Consider the following 17,130-nt stretch of genomic DNA (forward strand, 5'->3'; position numbering starts at 1 on the left):
CGGAGAAGCGTCCGTAAAACTCCCGCCTCCAAATAAAGAGTAAACACAAATTTATTTAGGCGAGAGATCAGGTGAGCTAACTCCCTGAATTACTTAGGCTAATTCAGTGGGAGAAGAACCAAAATTCCCACTGAATGAAGTTTCGTTTTATTACTTACAAAGGGAGAGGGAAGGATGTCAGAAACAACCTATCAAATTATGGCGATTGTCTTGTACTTTTTAGTGATGATTGCTATTGGTTTATATTCTTATCGTAAGACATCAAATTTAGATGACTATATGCTGGGCGGAAGAAGTTTGGGGCCTGTTACATCTGCACTGAGTGCCGGTGCTTCCGATATGTCGCAATGGCTGTTAATGGGACTTCCCGGCGCAATTTATGTATTTGGTCTGGCCGAGGGATGGATGGCCATCGGTCTGGCAGCCGGGGCTTGGGTAAACTGGCTGATTATTGCTCCGAGACTGCGGACCTATACCGAGGTATCAAATAACTCCATTACGATTCCGAGTTACTTAGACAGCCGCTTTAAAAACAATACGAAGGTATTACGCATCGCATCCGGTATTGTTATATTGCTTTATTTTACATTTTATGTCTCTTCAGGGATGGTTGCAGGAGGCGTATTTTTTCAGAGCGCTTTTGATGTAAACTATCATACTGGCTTAATGACTGTAGCAGCGGTAACAATAATTTACACGCTTGTCGGCGGTTTTCTTGCAGTCAGTTTTACCGATGTAGTGCAGGGAACGATGATGTTTCTGGCGCTGATTTTGGTACCGGCATTGACCATCGTTTCGCTTGGAGGAGTTGGCGAAACAGTAACCATCGTCCAAGACGTCAATCCCGATATATTAAGCTTTTTTGCGGCTGCATCAGCAACGGGGGTAATTTCATCCTTAGCATGGGGATTGGGTTATTTTGGACAGCCGCATATTATCGTTCGTTTTATGGCAATCAAGTCGGTAAAAGAAACCACCTCTGCCCGCCGTATCGGCATCAGCTGGATGGTCATTTCATTAGTCGGTGCTGCCGCAACAGCGATATCCGGATTTGCATTCTTTCAAGCCAATCCAGAATTGACACTTGCCGATCCGGAGGCTGTATTTATTGTTTTAGGGCAATTATTATTTCATCCATTCATAGCCGGCCTTCTGCTGGCGGCAGTACTTGCCGCAATTATGAGTACGGTGTCTTCCCAGCTGCTGGTAACTTCTTCTGCGCTGGTGGAGGATATTTTCAAGGCTGTGTTTCATGCAGATGCAAAGGATAAAACCTATGTGAATTTGGGTAGACTGGCTGTTTTAGCTGTTTCACTTATTGCTATGATATTTGCCTGGCAGCAAAACGACACCATCTTAGGGCTTGTTTCCTTTGCCTGGGCAGGCTTTGGCGCTTCTTTTGGACCGGTCGTGCTGCTGTCTCTATTTTGGAGGAAAACAACAGGATCTGGGGCGCTTTGGGGGATGATTGTCGGTGCAGTCGTTGTATTTGCATGGGGCTACTCTCCATTGTCCGGATATTTATACGAAATAGTACCCGGGTTTATCCTGAGTACAGCAGTCATTATTTTAGTCAGCCTTAAAACGTATAAGCCTAACAAAGAAATTGAAGCGGAATTTAATGAAACCATGAGCAGGCTTCAAGAGCATAAGAATAAATAAGAAATAGGGCCGGGGTGTGTAACTCCGGCTCTTTTCTTATTACTCAATTTTCGGACACTAAAAAGTAATTTCATTTCCACAGAAACAGGAGTTGATCGTTCCTTCGCTAACACCCTTGACAAAGAATAGAAGATGAAGTGTAAAGCACGGCTGTGGCGGACCGTTTGGCTTTCCGACGTACAAATGTTTTCGATGGGGTGAGCAAACGCAGGCTGGAGGATAACCGTTTTAGTAGCAAATTGAATTTTTAAAATGCTTATGTATGTAACCTTTTTGTCGAAAATGATACAATGAACAAATGAAAGAATAGTTTTTGAAGGAAGGATGCATTCAAATGAGCAAATACTTTGGTTACGCAGGAACCTACACAAGAAAGACAAGCCAGGGAGTATATCGATTCACCCTGGATGCAGAAAAAGGACAGCTGTCTGCTTCAGAGGTAGCAGCAGAGCTTGGAAATCCAACATATCTTAATTTTAATGAAAACCAGAATTATTTATATGCTGTTGCGCAGGAAGATGATATGGGAGGGGTAAATGCTTTCCGTGTTGATAAAACGAGCGGTGAACTAACTCCGTTAAATGGTCAATTGGTAGAAGGGAACCCTCCATGTCATGTAGAGGCAGCAGAAAACCTGGTTGTAACAGGAAATTACCATAAGGGCGATATTGGTCTTCATTTTACAACTGACGATGGAGAAGTAGAGCAAGGGCAATTTACCAAGCATGAAGGAAACGGACCGCATGAAAGACAGGAAAAACCCCATGTTCATTTCACTGGATTTACTCCAGATAAGAAATTTATCGTTGTTGCAGATTTAGGAACAGATCGTTTAGTGACGTACAAGGTGGAAGATTCCTCATTACAGGAAGTGAGTACTTTTCATGCAAAGCCGGGAAGCGGACCAAGACATATTACGTTCCATCCGAATAAACCAATTGCTTATTTAATTACAGAGCTTTCTACAGAGGTGATTGTTTTAGATTACAATCAGGAGACAGGCGAATTTACGGAGAAACAGACGATTCTTGCGAAACCTGCTGACTTTGAAGAAACAAATGATGCGAGTGCGATTCATATCACTTCAGATGGAAAATTCCTTTATACAGGAAACCGTGGGCATAACAGTATTGCTTCATTCAAAGTAGATGAAAATAGCGGGGAGCTGACATTTCTTGAATTCACACCATCCGGTGGTGAATGGCCAAGAGATTTTGTATTGGATCCGACTGAAAACTTCCTTCTTGCTTCTAACCAGCATAGCGGAAATGTAGTATTGTATAAAAGAGATGCAGAAACAGGGAAATTAACGCAGACAGATCAGGTAATCGATGTTCCAGAAGTGGTTTGTGTGAAGTTTCTTTCCTAATTAGCTATAAAAAAACTTCCTTTTGCGGAGGAGTACGAAAACGCTCCGCAGAAGGAAGTTTTTATTTTCTTAGCGCTGTTGTAATCTAGCAATTCGTTCATCCAGCGGCGGGTGAGAAGATAAAGCATTAAGGATACTGGATTTATTGCTGATTTTCATGGTTTGAATTGCTGTATCATTTGTGTGATCGTCTGCTTCTGCACGATTGATATAAGCTTTTAACGATTGTAGCGCATGTGTCATCTTATCACGGCCTGCTAAATCTGCACCGCCCCGGTCTGCGTGATATTCCCGATGTCTGGAATAAGCACTGACGACAAAGCTTCCTAAAATAGAAAATAAGATTTGGAAAATAATGATTGCAGCAAATTGAACAATCCATTGCAGCTCGGAACGCACAAATCTGGAAACGATCATTGCAGCGATCCGGGATAAGAAGACGACGAATGTATTGACGATTCCCTGTAATAAAGTCATTGTCACCATATCGCCATTTGCAACGTGAGCCACCTCATGTGCAATGACTCCTTCTACGGCATCATCATCCATACTGTCCAGCAGCCCTTGAGAAACAGCAACTAAAGAGCGTTTTTTACTTGGACCTGTTGCAAAAGCATTTACTTCATGTGACGGGTAAATACCAACCTCTGGTGTGTGTGAAAGTCCGGCAGCACGGGACAACCGTTCTACTTTTTCATAAACGTCACGCTCTTGCTGTGTAGTAATATTATTCGGATCAACTATTTTCACCTTCATCATGGTCTTAGCCATCCAACGGGACATTGCTAAAGAAATAAATGAACCGGTAAAACCTACAACAATACTGAATATCATGAGAGAAACATAATCAATTCCGCCATCTGAACGATAGCTTGGTCCAATATCAAATATACTTGTAAGGATGGACCAGACAATGACGATTGTCGTCATAACCAAAATATTTGTTAAAAGAAACAGTGTAATTCTTTTCCCCATACATAACCTCCTGATGAATTTTCTATACTATAAATCATATCATATTTTGCGGCTAAGACTGAACTGTTATCTAGCTGGCTATGGAAAATTATTTGGAAAGAGAATAACTGCTAATAATGTAAACGTGTTCAATTGCTGATATAATAGAAAGGAAGGTTAATAGAAAGGCGGGGGTTTTCGTGGAGGCATTTCAATGGAACAGTGCGGATGAATTACGTCAGCTCTTAAATGAGCTTGTGAGCTGGAAGAGTATCAGTCTTTCAGAAGGAGAAAAGCAATTTCCCAGAAAGCTATATGCAAAGCTTCAGGATTTAACTTATTTTCATGACCATCCTGCTTACTTAAAACTGCATGAGGCAGACCAGCGCCGGAAGCTTTTAACTGCTTTATATAAACATCCGGAAGCTACGCAGACGATTTGTTTGATCAGCCATTTTGATACGGTAAATACCGAGGAATATGGTTCACTTGAGCCGCTCGCAACACAGCCGGAGGAGCTTACGAAAGTATATCTGGAACAAAAGGATACATTTTCGAGAGAGATTCGTGCAGATATAGAATCAGGTGATTTCTTATTCGGGCGCGGCACAATGGATATGAAGATGGGGCTTGTGATGCATATGAGTCTGATTGAACAGGCCAGTATAGAGGAATGGCCAATTAACCTGCTTTTATTAACTGTGCCCGACGAAGAAGTGAATTCAGCAGGCATGCGTTATGCTATCCCTGTTCTGACGGAATTACAAAAACAGCATGATTTAACCTATACGTTATTTTTAAATAGTGAGCCGACATTTCGGCATGACCCAAAGGACAATACACACTATATTTACAGCGGGACAATCGGGAAAGTTTTAGCTGGAGCTTTATTCTACGGGAAGGAAACCCATGCAGGAGAACCATTGAGCGGAATGACATCTCCATTTATCTCTTCATTTTTAACAAGGGAGATGGAATGGAATCCCATTTTTCAGGAAACGGTACTCGGTGAAACCGCTCCGCTGCCGGTTACACTGCAGCAAACAGATTTGCGGCTGCGGTATTCCACTCAGACTCCGTACCGTTCTTCCGCTTTATACAATATTTTTCTTTTAGAACGGACAGCAGAAGAGGTTTTTGCTTTATTTGAACAGGTTGCCAAGACTGCTGCCGCACAATGTAATGAACGGTATAAAAAGATATGCAAGGATAATCAAGTGCAGCCGATTGGTCATGTAAAAGTAATTACTTATAAAGAGTTATTAGAGTATGCAGGGAATAAACTGGGCAGGGAATTTGTTGAAGATGTGAAAAAGGATATTCATTTTCATGATGACTATGATGACCGGGAAAAATCGCTTCGTATTACGGACAGCTTAATGATTCATTGTCAGGAGCTTGCGCCAGCCATGGTGATTTTATTTGCACCTCCTTATTATCCTGCTGTAAATTCCAGCGGTAACGGTTTTGTAGAATATTGTGTTGATTTTGTTGAAAAAGAAGCGAAAAACGAATTTCAATTAGATATCAAACGGAGTCATTTTTTAAATGGAATTTGTGATTTGAGTTATGTACATTATCAAGGCAGTGATACAGGCCTGCAGGTTTACGAGGAAAATACGCCGGTATGGGGGGATTCGTATGAATTGCCGTTTTCATTGATGCGTAAATTGGATGCACCTGTATTAAATGTAGGTCCGTTCGGACATGATGCACATAAACGCACAGAAAGGCTGCATGTTACCAATGCATTTGAGCAATTTCCATATTTAATGCGTCAGCTCATTCTGCAAATTTCACAAAAAGAAGGCAAATCGTTATAATTTTATGGGTGTAACCATTAAAAAATAGATCGAAATGATTTATAATGAAATCAGAATGGAGGTGTTGTTCCATGAGTCCAGCAAACATAGGTATTCCGGGTTTGATATTGATAGTTATCATTGCCTTAATTATTTTCGGTCCCAAAAAGCTTCCGGAAATCGGGAAAGCAGCCGGACAGACCTTACGGGAATTCAAAAATTCAGCAAATAATATAATGTCTGAGGAAGACAAAAAGAAAGAAATAAAAGAAGATAATGATGAGCCTGAAAAGGACCCGTCAAAATAAGAGGAACAAGGCGCCGATGTAGTTTTCCATCATGCGCCTTGTTTTTATATTACATATAAAAAATGCTTGTAAAGAGGTTGATGCATTATCTTTACAAGCGTTCATAATCACGATCTATTTTCTTAGCCAGCCGTACGTAAAGCTAATTAATTATAGGGAAGAGGAGGAAAAGATTTGTTTATCATGGCATCACTAGAATCCCCAATAAGAAGTACCTACAATAATCAATAAGATGAACAGGACTACCAGTAGAGCAAAACCTCCGCCAAATTCATTGTAATTACTCATTTTTTACACCCCCTGTATGTTTACTATATGAAATGATTTTATGTTTGAGAGGGTATTTGACTAGAAAAAAGGATTTTAACCTATAGATATCGAATTAGAAAATTAAGAACGTAATACATCATCCGAGGTGGAATCGATGCAAAAACTAAATAACTTTTTATTAAACAAATGTCACAACAAAGGAAGTGTTTCAGGAATAAGTGTGCGCTCCGGGACAAGCGGTGCAAGCTTGTTTAATTATTATGCATCAACACGGCTGCAGCCTGCTTCCAACTTGAAAATACTTACAGCAGTAGCGGCATTAAGGAAATTAGGTCCTGAATATACATTTCAAACCGAGCTTCATTTGGGGGGGAAAGTAGTGGAGGAAACCTGTCATGGTAATGTTTATTTGGTTGGAAAGGGAGACCCGACTTTACAAGAAAAGGATTATAAACAGTTTGTGGCTTCTTTAAAAGAGCGTGGGATCAAAAATATATCCGGAGACTTTATTCTTGATGACAGCTGGTACGATGATATCCGCTGGTCTGATGATTTAATTTGGGCTGATCAGCAATACGGGTATGGTTCAGAAGTATCTGCTTTAACACTTGCTCCAGATACAGATTATGATACGAATGCTATTAAATTAATCATTACCCCGGAAAAATTGCATACAACCCCAAAGATAGAAATCCTGCCGCATACGGAAGGAATTACGGTGACCAACGATGCTGTAACGACAGAAGAAGCAGATGAAGAAGCATTGATTGTAAGGCGGAATAATTCAGCAAATCACTTTTTTATATCAGGAAAAATCGGCAGGAAAGAAGGAAAGCAGGAAGTATATATGGCTATTAAACATATTGAAAATTATATCGCAGACACAATCCGGCAAATATTAAAAAAGGAAGGTATTGCGTTAGAAGGCCGGATAAAAAAAGGAAAGCTTCAGGGAGATGCAGCGTGTATTTACCATAAACAGTCACCGCCATTAACTGGCATTATTATTCCCTTTATGAAGCTTAGCAATAATGGGATTGGTGAGATGCTCACAAAAGAATTAGGGCGTAAAACATATGATGACGGTTCATGGGAATCGGGTCTGGCAGCAGTGAAAGAAGCTCTGGCTACCTATTCAATCAATCTGGATACAATCCAGTTAAAGGATGGTTCCGGAATTTCAGCAGCTAACTTTATTCCAGCCGAAGAACTGACGCGTTTACTGTACGAAATCCAGCAGGAAAAGTGGTTCCCTGAATTTTTAGCCAGTCTGCCGGCAGCTGGAGAAGCCGATAAAATGATTGGAGGCACTTTACGTGAACGTATGAAGGGACTGGATGTTCAGGCAAAAACAGGAACCATTGAAGGTGTCAGCACTCTTTCCGGTTATGTAACCAATGGAAAGGGAGAACGGCTTATCTTTTCCATCTTATTTAATCATTTATTAGATACGGATACAGGAAAAGAATTAGAAGATGAACTGGTTGCGATAATGGCGGAGATAGAAGAATGGTGTTGACCTTTGTCATTTGTTTTTTGGGGGGGTTCATTATTTGATTTAAGCTGTTATTAAACAGAAGTTTAAGGGCGTATTGTGGAATCGTGAAGCCGGGGAAGCATATTTATAGAGCGAAGGAATAATAGCAGCAAGCTTTATTTCAATGAATTAAGCTTCATTTCATGTTTTTTTTATGACCTTACCATAGTTTTACCACATTTCCATGCTAAAGTGAAACTAAGATAGAAAAAATGGAATGAAGAAGCAGAAATGTTTTACTTTCATTTCATCATAATCACTTTGAATCTTGTAATGAATATGTCAAATAATAAGGAGAATGAATATGACAGTGCATATTTACGGAGTATCTTGCTCATCTACAAGAAAAGCGAGACAATGGTTTCGCAAAAATGGAATTGCTTATAAGGAACGAAATATTTTACATCAACCATTGACAATTGACGAACTAAAGAATATTTTACAAATGACTGTGGAAGGCACGGATGAGATACTTTCAACCCGTTCTAAAATTTTTAAAGAATTGAATTTGAATGTAGAGGATTTGTCTCTGCAAACTTTATTGAAATTAATTCACAAATACCCAAGACTGCTGAAAAGTCCAATTTTGGTGGATGAAAAAAGATTCCAAGTTGGGTACCATGAGGAAGATATTCGTCAATTCTTACCTCGTAAAACGAGACAGCTGCAATGGTTACAATGGAAAGTGGATTTAGGTTTAATAAAAGGGTAACGAACCTTAAATGAACCTTAAATTATGGAAGCATACGATGAAATGGCTGTATGCTTCCATATGTTGAATGTTGAGCAAATTAAATAATATGTAAGGAAGAATATAATTTCATCTTTACTCTAAAAAAGAGGCAGCTTTAAAATGAGCTGCCTCTTTTTTGGGGTATTGTTTTAAATTTTACTGACAACCTGCAGCGCCTGCTCAATATCTGCTATTAAATCCTCCGCATCTTCAATTCCTACAGAGAAACGAAGAAGGTCATCACCGATTCCTCTGTTATCTCTTTCTTCCTCCGGCATATCGGCATGTGTTTGTGTTGTAGGATAGGTAATAAAGCTTTCTACACCGCCCAGACTTTCGGCAAATACAATTAAGTTGAGGTTAGCTAAGAAAGAACGCACCTGGTCGGCATCTTCTAAACAAAATGAAAGCATGCCGCCTTTATTTGGATAATAAACCTGTCCAATTGACGAGTGGTCTCGCAGGTAAGCAGCAATTTTTTGTGCGTTTTCCTCGTGACGCTGCATACGCAATGCAAGTGTTTTTAACCCGCGGACAAGCAGCCAGCTGTCTGAAGCAGATAATGTTGCTCCTGACGCATTATGCATTTCAAATAATTTTTCGGAAAGGTCAGGACTTTTGGTTACGACCAGACCGGCTAAAACATCATTATGGCCGCCGATATATTTTGTCGCACTATGCACTACAATATCCGCACCAAGCGTAATTGGCTGCTGGAGATAAGGTGTTAAAAAAGTATTATCAACAATAAGCAGCAGGTTATGCTTTTTAGCCAGCTCCGCATACTTTTCAATATCCACCTCCTGAAGTAACGGGTTCGTCGGTGTTTCTAAAAAGATAGCCTTTGTATTTTCGTTAATACATCGTTCTGTTTCCGTGATATTTTGACAGACATCATAGGTCACGGAAATATTATAAGCTTTTTCAAAATGATTAAAAATACGGTAAGTTCCTCCGTAGATATCTTTTGTCGCGATAAGGTGATCGCCCATACGAAACAGGGAGGAGAGAACTAATTGAATAGCTGCCATTCCTGAGCTGCAGGCGAAAGCAGCATCTCCTTCTTCCAGCTTTGCGAAACCTTCCTCTAAAACAGATCTGGTCGGATTCTTGGTACGCGTATAATCATAACCTGTGGAATGGCCAATTCCCTGGTGCTGATAAGCTGTTGACATGTAAATAGGCGGATTTATAGCCCCTGTCCGTTCGTCCGTTTTATTACCTAACTGTACTAATGCTGTTTCTATTTTTCTCATTTTTCTTCAGCCTCCTCAATCCAGAAACATGAATTCGCTTATCTTTCGCGAATATGCTGTTTTCTTATGATTTTCCCATGTGAAATCAATAAAAAACCCTTCTTATTCCAGAGATTAGATAAGAAGGGTATGATATCGTGATGATACATATCTTATCTTTAAAGGGGAGTTCCCTTCTGGAATTAGCACCTTGCTAGAAGCAGCTGGTTGCTGAGACATCGTCGGGCCAGTCCCTCCGTCTCTCTGGATAAGAATTGGAATTTTATTAAATTATAATTACGTTAACTTTACAAGAGCGAGGAAAAAAAATCAAGTCTTGATTTTTTTTAAAATGAAAAAGCCGGCAACACTGGCTTAGAGGCTGTGTATAGAAAGAAGAAGCTTGAAAAAAACGAAAAGTATTTGAAAAGGACTCCGATGACGATTACAATGGTAGTGTAGTGAACGTATTGTTGAATGGTTATAAAATGGACAATTACTCTGAATGAGTTGGATATGTCTGATAATAAAAAGGGTGAAATAATAAATATCCGAATGAAACTATTTAAAAAGGAAGAAGATATATGCGCAAAAAAAAGCTATTATGGGTAAACATTTCTATGTTAGCAGGTTGTATTATCATCATTGGCATGGGGATTTATAAGGATAACCGCTCTGTAGAATATTCAATGGAAGTGAGTACAGAAGACGGAACTGGACAAACTGGAGAAAGCGTAGAGATTTTTACAACCTCCTGGAATAATCGGTTATTAGGAGACAATGAACAAATTTATCAAACAGCTAATTTAGATTATCGCAACATACTTCAGCAGGAAGACAATGAAATAGAAGTGCAGGAAGAGCGTACTGTGACTCAAGGTACCGAAACAGAGGAAGAAATATACACAAATCCAGAAACAGAGGTGCAGGAAGAAGATTATATAGCTTCTGAGGAAGCATCATCTAATCAAATAACAAATGATGAGCCAGCTGACAGTGAACAAAGCAGTAACGCTTCAAATAAGGAAAACGCAGCTGGTGAAAATAATGAGAATACAGAAAGCCGAGAATCAGAATCGAATAATACGCAACGTTCCACAGCTTCTGTACATCAGAATCAATCTGAAAAAAATAGCCGCTTTTCTGATTCCAATAATTCTGGAGCTGAAACTGAGGCGCCCGGCACAAATGACAGGAATGAAGAGAATTCAGAGAAAGAAGATTCAAAAGATAAATCGGATCAACCGCCGAAACAGCCGGAAGAGGAAGAAAATGGCAACGATGATAATGCAAACAACAAGGAACCCGATTCTGAAGATGTAGAGAGTGAAGAGCCGGAATCAGAGGAAGGAAATCCCGAAGAAGAAGAAAATAATGGAGAGCATGAGACTGAAGAAGAGGGAGAAAACTCAGACTCAGAAACAGATAAAGGTTCTGAAGAGCACAAAGGTTCTGAGGTCGATACTGCATCCATCTATGCTGATTAAATTACGAAAGAAAGCAGCTGTTTCATAATTAAATTAATAAGGTAAAATAAAACTGCGAATTTGCTGTAGCCTGGCGAATTTGCAGTTTTTTAATATTAAAATCTCAACTTTCGCACCTATTAATAAGCATATATATCATGCGGGTTCTTTGATAAAACAAGTTTCGCTAAGTTTTCTAAAGAAATTATAATGAAAATTAGCCTAATCCCGCAAAATTTGATATTATAATAGATGCAGTGACTATTAAACGTGATAGTTCGAAATTACATTACATTTTATTTGTGGAAGATAGAAAGGATGGAAGATGAATTATGAGTAAACCAAAAGTAGTCGTTCTTGGTGCAGGCTATGCTGGATTAGTTGCAACAAGACGTTTAACTCAACAGCTGTCTCCTGAAGAAGCTGAGATTGTGTTAATCAACAAACATAATTACCATTATGAAAGTACATGGTTACATGAAGTAGCAGCGGGTACGATTACCCCGAATCAGGCACGTTTTATGCTAACAGATGTAGTTAACCCTAAGCGTGTACGTTTAATTTACGATACCGTTACGGAAGTGAAGCGTGAGGAAAAACGCGTTGTTCTTGAAAACAGCGAAGTGGCTTATGACTATCTTGTATTTGCACTTGGATTTGTATCCAACTCATTTGGCATTCCGGGTATGGAAGAGAATGCTTATGCAATCACAGATATTGATTCCAGCCGATTAATTGCAGAGCACATTGAATATCAGTTTGCTCAGTATTCTTCAAGCGAAGAAAAACGTGACGAGCAGCTTACCATCGTTGTCGGCGGCGGCGGATTCACAGGGATTGAATTTGTTGGTGAGCTTGCAGACAAAGTACCTGAGCTATGTAAAAAATACGATATCGATCGCAGCAAAGCAAAAATTATTAACGTAGAGGCAATGCCATCTATTTTACCTATGTTTGATGAAGATTTAGTTTCTTACGGAAAACAGTCCTTAGAAAATCGTGGCGTAGAATTCCGTATTGGTACTGCCATCAAAGAATGTACAGAAGACGGATTTGTTGTCGGCGAAGATAACGAATTAATCAAAGCTGGTACAGTTGTATGGACAGGCGGCGTAATGGGTAACCCGGTATTGGCTGAATCCGGATTTGAATTATTCAAAGGAAAAGTAAATGTTGGATTAGATTTACGTCCAGAAGGAGAAGAAAATATCTTTATCCTTGGAGACTGCTCATGGACAATGGATCCGGAAACTGGAAAACCATTCCCTCCAACTGGTCAGCTGGCTGTACAAGAAGGCGCGAAAGCAGCAGATAACATTGTTGCATTGATTCGTGATGAAGTGATTACTGACTTTGTTTTCTCTAACAAAGGAACAGTTGCATCTCTTGGCTTATCTGATGGTATCGGAAACGTGCTTGATGGTAAAAAACTAAGCGGTAAAGCAGCGGCAGCAATGAAAAAAGTTGTTGATGACCGTTCTCTATTCTTAGTCGGCGGTGCTAAAACATTACTTAAAAAAGGTAAATTCCGTCCATTCTAATAACCAAATAACATTCGAATTGAAGTTGTATTTGATAAATTACTCCACAGGAGGTAAGCGATATGAAGAATTTATTATGTTACGTTCTACTTGCTCTGACAGCCCTGGTAGGCTACCGTGTTGCAAGTGAATATTTAGAAGACAACAGGGACTTTAGATAAGCTTTTAAAAATTGCCGGGATAATCTCCCGGCAATTTTTTTGCTTTTTAACAAGGAATACTCTCCACCGCGTAACAGTAAATCCTAGCTTATTCACTGTATAGAAATAAAGCATCCCAAACATACTAAGTCTTAAGGGGTGTGTCATGATGCGAACGATTTTACTTTTATTGCTATTTTTATTTCTTATATTTCCTCATACAACGAATGCTGCTGTTATGGAACTTTATGATGAACAGGATGATTCTTGGCTTATCGATTTAAAGCCGTATATATTTGAAATGGATGAAGCGTTATTGGATTGGAATGAGATTCAAGGGTTAACAAAATATATGCAGGAGCAGGTCTATAAAAAACCGGAAAATGCTTATATAGATAAAAATGGAGAAATTATCAAAGAAAAACAAGGATTTACCCTGGACGTAAACCAATTTCATACTCTGATTAACGAAGCTTATTATGGCGGGGCAGGGAAAAACCGGCTACAAGTACCAAAACAAATGATTCCGGCACGCGTGAATGAAGACCTTTTAAAAGAATTAAAGGAGAAAGAGTTAAATCGTTTTACGACAAGGTTTAAAAAAGGGAATACTGAAAGAACACGCAATATTGAATTGGCTGCAGATGCAATCAATAATACAGTGATCTTTCCCGGTGAGCATTTTTCCTTTAATGAAATCGTGGGAGAGCGGACAAGAGAAAGAGGTTACCTGCCGGCTCCGGTAATCGTAAAAGGGGAGTTTAGTGAAGATATTGGCGGAGGGATTTGCCAGGTATCCTCAACATTATTTAATGCGGTGGATCTGCAAGGCATTGAAATAACCGAACGCTATGCACACAGCAGAGAGGTCCCTTATGTTCCGAAGGGCAGAGATGCTACAGTGAGCTGGTGGGGGCCGGATTTTGCGTTCCGTAATAAATATAACCGTCCGGTGCTGATTCAAGCAAGGGCTGAAGAAGGAGTGATGACGGTCGCTGTTTATACGAGTCGCGATGCTTCTCTTTTTCAGGCAAAAAACCCCTGATTTTACTGCTCAGCGTAAAATCAGGGGCTTGCTGTTTTATGATGGAAAGGCTAGTGATATTATTCAGCCTTTTGTAATTCTAATTCAAAGTTGATTTTTACTTCTTCTCCTACCAGAACTCCGCCAGTTTCGAGAGAAGCATTCCATGTTAAACCGAATTCTTTACGGTTGATGCTTGTTGAACCGCTGAAGCCTGCAACAATGCTTCCGCTCATTGGATCTTTACTTTGACCTTCAAAAACAACATCCAAAGTGACCGGTTTAGTTGTTCCTTTTAATGTTAAATCACCAGTTACTTCGTAGTTATTCCCAGATTTTTTGATATCTGTTGCAACGAAAGTGATTTTAGGGTAATTTTCTGCGTCAAAGAAATCAGCAGAACGAAGGTGGTCGTCACGGTCTTTGTTACGAGTGTTGATGCTTTCCACATCAATGTTTAATTCAATTTCTGCATCGGTTAAATCTTCTGCATCTGCAACGATTTTTGCATCAAAATTATCGAAGGTTCCTTTTGCTTTTGAAATCATCATATGCTTTACAGAAAATCCTACTTCACTATGCGCTGTGTCTAAATTCCAGTTTACTTTTGCCATTTACGATTCCTCCTAAATAATTAGTTACTTACTTTCTGTTACCAAGTGTAAAATAATAAATAAAGAAAGTCAAGTATCTTTAATTAAAAATATTTTAAATGCATATATGTATGATACCCAAGTAAATAGATAATGAAACTTCTAAAGGTTTCTGCCGTTCCTAAAACCTTGTTTTTGCAATAATAATATATAGGGTTGTATAAGGAGGGGGAGAAAGTGGACAAAGGTACTATGATTAGTATAATAGCCGTGATTATCGCAGCAACAAATCAAATTTTTGTGCTATTAGATAAGTCACCGATGCTTATCGATAGTACCCTGATAGAACAACTATTATCTGCTATATTCACCATTGCGGCGGTTTTAAATGCTTGGATAAGGCGGAAAAAAGCGGCTAAGGAGAAACAAAAAAAGAAGTCTTCTAAAAAGAAATAAGATAGCTGTTTAAAAATAGATGGGAAATAAATGCCTGTAATAGAATAAATTTTCTTTACAGGCTTTTTTTTAATGCTTTGTTTTAACAATTTCGTTATACTAAATATTAGATAATAGAATAAAAAAAGGGAGAGAAGCTGATGACTCAAAAATTACAACCAACATGGGATCTAGATGTTATTTTTCCAGGGCAAAGCGATTCTGAAGCGCTTCGTCAATTTGTAAATGAGCTAAGTGAAGAAATTGAGACTGTCACCGAAAGCGTAAATAATCTTGAAGCAAACGGATTTGGAGAAGATTGGGAGCATGTTTTAAAACAAATCGAGCTTATTACAAAAAAATTACGTGAGATGGGAGCGTTTATCAGCTGTTTAAGTGCACAGGATGTAACGGATAAACAGGCAGATATCTATGTTGCCAAAAGAGCGCAGATAGCGGCTGCGCACAGTGCGTTAACAAAAATAGTCGACCAGAAGCTGGGAGCAGTGACTGAAGCGAATTGGGACCTCTTGCTGGAAAGGGAAGCGATAAAGCCGCTTCAATTTATTTTAACAGAAAGAAGAGAGCGGGCACGTGAACAATTATCTAAAAATGAAGAAATTTTAATCGGGGATTTAGCAATAGATGGGTACCATGCATGGAACCAAATGTATGAAACAATAGTCGGCAATATGAAAATTGATATAGAAGAGGACGGAAAAGTTCAACAATACTCTGTTGGGCAGGCTGCTAATAAGCTGTCGACACCTGACCGTGAGCAGAGAGAATATGTTTACCGGCGAATAAGTGATGCCTGGAAAGCGAATGAGGACTTATTTGGGCAGACATTAAATCACCTGGCTGGATTTCGCCTGCAGACCTATAAACATTATGGATGGGACAAAGTCTTAAAAGAGCCGTTAGCAAAAAATCGAATGAAGGAAGAAACATTAAATACAATGTGGGGAGCAATTGAAAAGCATAAATCCCTATTTGCAGACTACTTACATCAAAAGGCTTCTCTGTTAAATTTGGATAAATTAAGCATTTTCGATGTGAATGCTCCGATTCAATCAAAAATGGAAAAGAAAAGTTATGATGAAGGAGCTGCTTTTATTGTAGAGCAATTCCGCGGCTTCAGTCCCCAAATGGCGGATTTCGCACAAATGGCGTTTGAAAAACGCTGGATTGAAGCGGAAGATCGTGCAGGAAAACGTCCGGGGGGCTTCTGTACAAGCTTTCCGCTCAGTGAACAAACTCGTATTTTTATGACGTACTCTGGAACACCTTCTAATATAGCTACCCTGGCTCATGAGTTGGGACATGGCTATCACCAGTATGTGATGAACGATATGAACGGTTTGAATCAAGGCTATGCAATGAATGTTGCGGAAACTGCTTCGACCTTTGCAGAAATGATTGTAGCGGATGCATCGGTGAAAATGGCGGCGACAGATGAAGAAAAATTAACGTTGTTAGAGGATAAAGTATCGCGCAGTGTGGCTTTCTTCATGAACATCCATGCACGCTTTTTATTCGAGAAACAATTCTATGAAGAACGGAAGCAAGGTATGGTCAGTACGGAACGGTTAAATGAACTTATGGTGGAAGCACAGAAGGAAGCTTACTGCGGAAGTCTGTCCGAATATGATCCGCATTTCTGGGCTTCCAAGCTGCATTTTCATATTACTGGTGTGCCATTTTATAACTTCCCGTATACATTTGGTTATTTATTCAGCCAGGGAATTTATGCTTATGCAAAGGATTATAAAGGAGATTTTGAAGCAAAATATACTGCTTTATTAAGGGATACCGGCAGAATGACCGTAGAAGAGCTTGCTGAAAAGCATTTGCAAGTAGATTTGTCCAAGCCTGAGTTTTGGGAAAATGCCATCGAAATATGTAAACAGGATGTGCAGGAATTTTTGGAATTAGCGAAGAAAGTTGAAAAATAACAGTATGTGTAAAATAATACTCGAAAGTGATAAAAAATCCCCTAGCCAAAAAAGAGAAGGTACTCTATCATAAAATGTATGCTTTGCAGGGCATAATACATTTACG

15 protein-coding genes and 1 riboswitch are annotated in these 17,130 nt (G+C 39.3%); of the genes, 11 read left to right on the plus strand and 4 right to left on the minus strand.

Annotated features, from left to right (window positions below):
- The first annotated feature begins 174 nt into the window (after positions 1 to 174).
- Together putP and ACFO3P_RS22780 are read left to right on the plus strand one after the other, a co-directional pair.
- Entirely contained in the window at positions 175 to 1,662 is a 1,488-nt protein-coding gene (gene putP, locus ACFO3P_RS22775) for a sodium/proline symporter PutP (protein ID WP_042534547.1), read from the plus strand.
- A 334-nt stretch (positions 1,663 to 1,996) separates the two neighbouring features.
- On the plus strand, positions 1,997 to 3,031 hold the full coding sequence (locus ACFO3P_RS22780) for a lactonase family protein (protein WP_042534545.1): 1,035 nt from the start codon (positions 1,997 to 1,999) through the stop codon (positions 3,029 to 3,031).
- Between the two features lie 69 nt (positions 3,032 to 3,100).
- Here ACFO3P_RS22780 and htpX read toward each other — a convergent pair whose 3' ends face one another.
- Complete coding sequence (gene htpX / locus ACFO3P_RS22785) at positions 3,101 to 4,006, minus strand: protease HtpX (RefSeq protein ID WP_042534543.1); 906 nt, start codon at positions 4,004 to 4,006, stop codon at positions 3,101 to 3,103.
- A 179-nt stretch (positions 4,007 to 4,185) separates the two neighbouring features.
- On the opposite strand from htpX, the gene ACFO3P_RS22790 reads away from it, so the two are divergent.
- Positions 4,186 to 5,808, plus strand: a complete 1,623-nt coding sequence (locus tag ACFO3P_RS22790; protein WP_042534541.1) for a M20/M25/M40 family metallo-hydrolase — start codon at positions 4,186 to 4,188, stop codon at positions 5,806 to 5,808.
- 71 nt (positions 5,809 to 5,879) lie between these two features.
- Entirely contained in the window at positions 5,880 to 6,095 is a 216-nt protein-coding gene (tatA, locus tag ACFO3P_RS22795) for a twin-arginine translocase TatA/TatE family subunit (protein WP_042534539.1), read from the plus strand.
- 192 nt (positions 6,096 to 6,287) lie between these two features.
- Here the strand turns inward: tatA and ACFO3P_RS22800 are convergent, their stop codons facing one another.
- Complete coding sequence (locus ACFO3P_RS22800) at positions 6,288 to 6,383, minus strand: YjcZ family sporulation protein (RefSeq protein WP_084612984.1); 96 nt, start codon at positions 6,381 to 6,383, stop codon at positions 6,288 to 6,290.
- A 136-nt stretch (positions 6,384 to 6,519) separates the two neighbouring features.
- On the opposite strand from ACFO3P_RS22800, the gene dacB reads away from it, so the two are divergent.
- Positions 6,520 to 7,884 carry a D-alanyl-D-alanine carboxypeptidase/D-alanyl-D-alanine endopeptidase gene (gene dacB / locus ACFO3P_RS22805; protein ID WP_289584826.1) on the plus strand — a complete coding sequence of 455 codons (1,365 nt, stop codon included), beginning with the start codon at positions 6,520 to 6,522 and terminating at the stop codon, positions 7,882 to 7,884.
- 322 nt (positions 7,885 to 8,206) lie between these two features.
- Positions 8,207 to 8,614, plus strand: a complete 408-nt coding sequence (gene spx, locus ACFO3P_RS22810) for a transcriptional regulator Spx (RefSeq protein WP_042534537.1) — start codon at positions 8,207 to 8,209, stop codon at positions 8,612 to 8,614.
- A 170-nt stretch (positions 8,615 to 8,784) separates the two neighbouring features.
- Here spx and ACFO3P_RS22815 read toward each other — a convergent pair whose 3' ends face one another.
- Positions 8,785 to 9,891, minus strand: coding sequence for a methionine biosynthesis PLP-dependent protein (locus ACFO3P_RS22815; RefSeq protein ID WP_042534535.1), 1,107 nt, complete (start codon positions 9,889 to 9,891; stop codon positions 8,785 to 8,787).
- Between the two features lie 149 nt (positions 9,892 to 10,040).
- Positions 10,041 to 10,145, minus strand: a riboswitch (SAM riboswitch).
- Between the two features lie 309 nt (positions 10,146 to 10,454).
- On the opposite strand from ACFO3P_RS22815, the gene ACFO3P_RS22820 reads away from it, so the two are divergent.
- The 3 genes from ACFO3P_RS22820 to ACFO3P_RS22830 all read left to right on the plus strand — a co-directional run bounded on the left by ACFO3P_RS22820 (position 10,455) and on the right by ACFO3P_RS22830 (position 14,062).
- A complete protein-coding gene (locus ACFO3P_RS22820; protein WP_289584825.1) occupies positions 10,455 to 11,357 on the plus strand; it encodes a hypothetical protein in 903 nt (300 codons plus the stop codon).
- Positions 11,358 to 11,668: 311 nt separating this feature from the next.
- Entirely contained in the window at positions 11,669 to 12,877 is a 1,209-nt protein-coding gene (locus ACFO3P_RS22825) for an NAD(P)/FAD-dependent oxidoreductase (protein ID WP_042534532.1), read from the plus strand.
- A gap of 309 nt (positions 12,878 to 13,186) precedes the next feature.
- Entirely contained in the window at positions 13,187 to 14,062 is an 876-nt protein-coding gene (locus tag ACFO3P_RS22830; RefSeq protein ID WP_289584824.1) for a VanW family protein, read from the plus strand.
- 59 nt (positions 14,063 to 14,121) lie between these two features.
- Here the strand turns inward: ACFO3P_RS22830 and ACFO3P_RS22835 are convergent, their stop codons facing one another.
- A complete protein-coding gene (locus tag ACFO3P_RS22835; RefSeq protein ID WP_042534528.1) occupies positions 14,122 to 14,655 on the minus strand; it encodes a YceI family protein in 534 nt (177 codons plus the stop codon).
- Positions 14,656 to 14,871: 216 nt separating this feature from the next.
- Here ACFO3P_RS22835 and ACFO3P_RS22840 point away from each other — a divergent pair, with 216 nt between their 5' ends.
- Together ACFO3P_RS22840 and ACFO3P_RS22845 are read left to right on the plus strand one after the other, a co-directional pair.
- A complete protein-coding gene (locus ACFO3P_RS22840; RefSeq protein ID WP_042534526.1) occupies positions 14,872 to 15,090 on the plus strand; it encodes a phage holin in 219 nt (72 codons plus the stop codon).
- A 140-nt stretch (positions 15,091 to 15,230) separates the two neighbouring features.
- Positions 15,231 to 17,024, plus strand: a complete 1,794-nt coding sequence (locus ACFO3P_RS22845) for a M3 family oligoendopeptidase (RefSeq protein WP_193064824.1) — start codon at positions 15,231 to 15,233, stop codon at positions 17,022 to 17,024.
- Positions 17,025 to 17,130: the final 106 nt, after the last annotated feature.

This window comes from Oceanobacillus aidingensis (genome assembly GCF_042654105.1).
Lineage (GTDB): Bacteria > Bacillota > Bacilli > Bacillales > Amphibacillaceae > Oceanobacillus > Oceanobacillus oncorhynchi.